General features: G+C 35.4%; 3 protein-coding genes. All 3 read right to left on the minus strand.

Going from position 1 to position 2,782, the window contains the following annotated elements:
• Positions 1 to 878, minus strand: an 878-nt coding sequence (locus HMPREF9193_RS04620) for an MBOAT family O-acyltransferase (protein ID WP_306698969.1), incomplete at its 3' end; no start/stop codon positions are given.
• 290 nt (positions 879 to 1,168) lie between these two features.
• Positions 1,169 to 2,197 (minus strand): glycosyltransferase family 2 protein, encoded by a 1,029-nt coding sequence (locus HMPREF9193_RS04625; RefSeq protein WP_084604364.1) that lies wholly within the window; start codon positions 2,195 to 2,197, stop codon positions 1,169 to 1,171.
• A 22-nt stretch (positions 2,198 to 2,219) separates the two neighbouring features.
• The coding region (locus tag HMPREF9193_RS10735) for a CatB-related O-acetyltransferase (RefSeq protein ID WP_021686916.1) at positions 2,220 to 2,782 on the minus strand (563 nt) is incomplete at its 5' end.

Genomic DNA, 2,782 nt, shown 5'->3' on the forward strand with positions numbered 1-2,782 from the left:
GGGGGGGGGGGGGGAGCTTTGCATACTCTATTTTTAATATTACCGATTACTAGGAATAAGCCGTGTATTAAACCCCAAAAAATAAAAGTTATACTTGCTCCGTGCCACAATCCGCTTAGTATAAAAGTAATCAGTAGATTAAAATAATGGCGTATGCAAAAACATCTATTACCTCCCAAAGGAATATATAGATAATCCCTAAACCAAGTCGATAATGAAATATGCCATCGTTTCCAAAAATCTGCTATATTACGTGCAAGATAAGGACTGTCGAAGTTCTTGTTTAATGAAAACCCCAAGATTTTTGCACAGCCGATCGCAATGTCCGAATATCCTGAAAAATCACATAAAATTTGAAATGCAAAAAAGACTGTTGCTAGAATTAAGGCTATACTTTGGTACTCTGTCGGAGAGGAGTACACTTTATCAACATATACTGCCAGCTGGTCCGCAATAACGATTTTTTTGAACATTCCCCATAAAGCCAGTTTGAGTCCGTCTGTTACTCGTGTATAATCAAAATCATGATTACTTTTAAATTGAGGCAGTAGGTGTCCAGTTCGTTCTATGGGACCGGCAACAAGCTGCGGAAAAAAAGTTACAAATAATGCATAGGTAATAATATTTTTTTCAGGTTTTACAGCACCTCGGTATACATCTATTGAGTATCCAAGAGCTTGGAAAGTATAAAATGATATACCCACTGGGAGAAGTACATTGAATGCTGGTATTTGTGTATGTATGTGTAGTTTTGTATATAAAATATTTATAGTATTTGCAAAAAAATTATAATATTTGAAAAAAAATAAAATACCGAGATTACTTAGTAAAGACATAAATAAAACAATTTTTTTATACCTTTGCGGTTTATCTGTCATTAAAATACCGCTTGCCCATGTGATAAAAACAGATGACAGTATAAGCAGTAGATACTTTGGATTCCAGCATGCATAAAAATACAAACTGGCTGCTAATAGGAGCAGTTGATTTAGCCAATTCTTTTTTATAACACGAACAAAAAAAAGATAAAGTATTGTTACTATAGGGAAAAAAATAAAAAATTTTATTGAATGAAAAAGCAAAGTACTACCTCAAATTTTCGTGCCTACCTATCCCATTGTAACAGGGAATAACAACAGAAAGGGTCGGTGTACATAACGGTTCTTTTTCAATTATGCCAGCCTTTACGGTTGGGTGGTGGGGGGGGGGCTATTAAACTTTGCAGCGTCCTAATTCCATAGACCCACAATGTAATTAAACAAATAGGAATATGAAAAAGCCAAGCTATGCCGTCTTGTTTCCGTATAAAACCAATCGCCGCTTGTATCATAAGCGGTAAAACGGTAATACAGCAAAAAATATACCACACTATTTTTATTTTATTTACGCGTGTCCAAGGATAGGTTCTCTCCTTTGCATTACGAAAAAATAAAAAATCACATATACGTCTGTTTTGCTTTCTATAAAAAGTAGTAATATCAGCGCAATATAAATGTACGATACCGATTTTTACTTTTGCTATTCTACATTCAGGATTTTTCTGTAATAATTGCCAGAGAATATCTATGTCAAACAAATAATCGCCGGTAAAATTCGCCAGCAATGTTTCTTTCCGTATACAAAATCCGTTCGCTCCTATAGTAGGAATCATGTCAGGAAAAAATTTAACTGAAAGATAATTTCCTCTATCTTTTTCTTCGTGTTTTACTTCCGTCCATTTATTTGTTATAGAACAATATCGATCGTAATTGCCGGTAAATAGACAGATTGGATCATTCATACCTATGAGCGCGCAATAACGGTTTATGGCATGATCTTCTTTGCGCCATGTATATGCTATCGGTTCCGTTGCAATAATGTTTTGTTCGCTAAACGGCTCTAGCATACGTTCAAGCCATGTTGCGTCAGGCAAAATATTATCCGAATCCAAAAGACACACGATATCATTATTTGCATTACGAACACCAACGGCTTTTCCCGCTTCAGCGGTTTTTAATGGGTTCTCATACAGTTTTATAGATATATCACAAGTCCTTTGAAATTCAACTATTTTCTCACGTGTTCCATCGGTTGAACCGCCATCGGCAATAATAATTTCAATTTTAGCATGCGGATAATTTTGCGACATTATTGCATTAAAATATGCGTCCAATGTTCGCATTGAATTTAGTGTTGGTGTTACTATTGATACAGTCATATTACTTACCTTGATTTATCAATCATTCATCCTTTAATAAGGTTTTATCAAATTTGCATAAACGGTCATAGTTAGCATAGATTTTTTTCAGTGGCCAATCCCACCATTGTAATTTTTGCATTAATCTAATCTTATCATTATCATATCTATATTTAATGAATTTTGCAGGAACGCCGGCGACAACAGAGAATGGTGCAACGTTTTTAGTTACGATGCTTCCAGCCCCTATAACCGCTCCGTTACCGACGGTGACATTTCCCAATATAGTAACATGTTCTCCTATCCAAACATCGTTGCCGATTGTACATGTTGTAATTGTTTGATTTTCACTTTTTGAGTCGAACCCAAAAAAACTTTTTTGATAAAACGAAATCGTTGTGAATTGTCTTGCCGCATAATTTGAAAAACGCGTGTATTCATTCTCATGTAACGGTATATAATTAAAATTTCTTGCAATTCTGCAATAGCGTCCAATTGAAACGTGAGCAATATAGGAGCCGGTATGTATATATGTCCCTATACCAATTTTTACTTGAGGTCCCCACAGTGTGTAGCCATATAATTTTACCCCCCCCCCCCCCCCCC

It is taken from the genome of Treponema lecithinolyticum ATCC 700332, from assembly GCA_000468055.1.
GTDB classification, from domain to species: domain Bacteria; phylum Spirochaetota; class Spirochaetia; order Treponematales; family Treponemataceae; genus Treponema_C; species Treponema_C lecithinolyticum.

What these genes read in the sequence shown, in the direction of transcription:
- HMPREF9193_RS04625 (WP_084604364.1), bottom strand. Translation starts at nt 2,197, where the DNA reads ATGACTGTATCAATAGTAACACCAACACTAAATTCAATGCGAACATTG.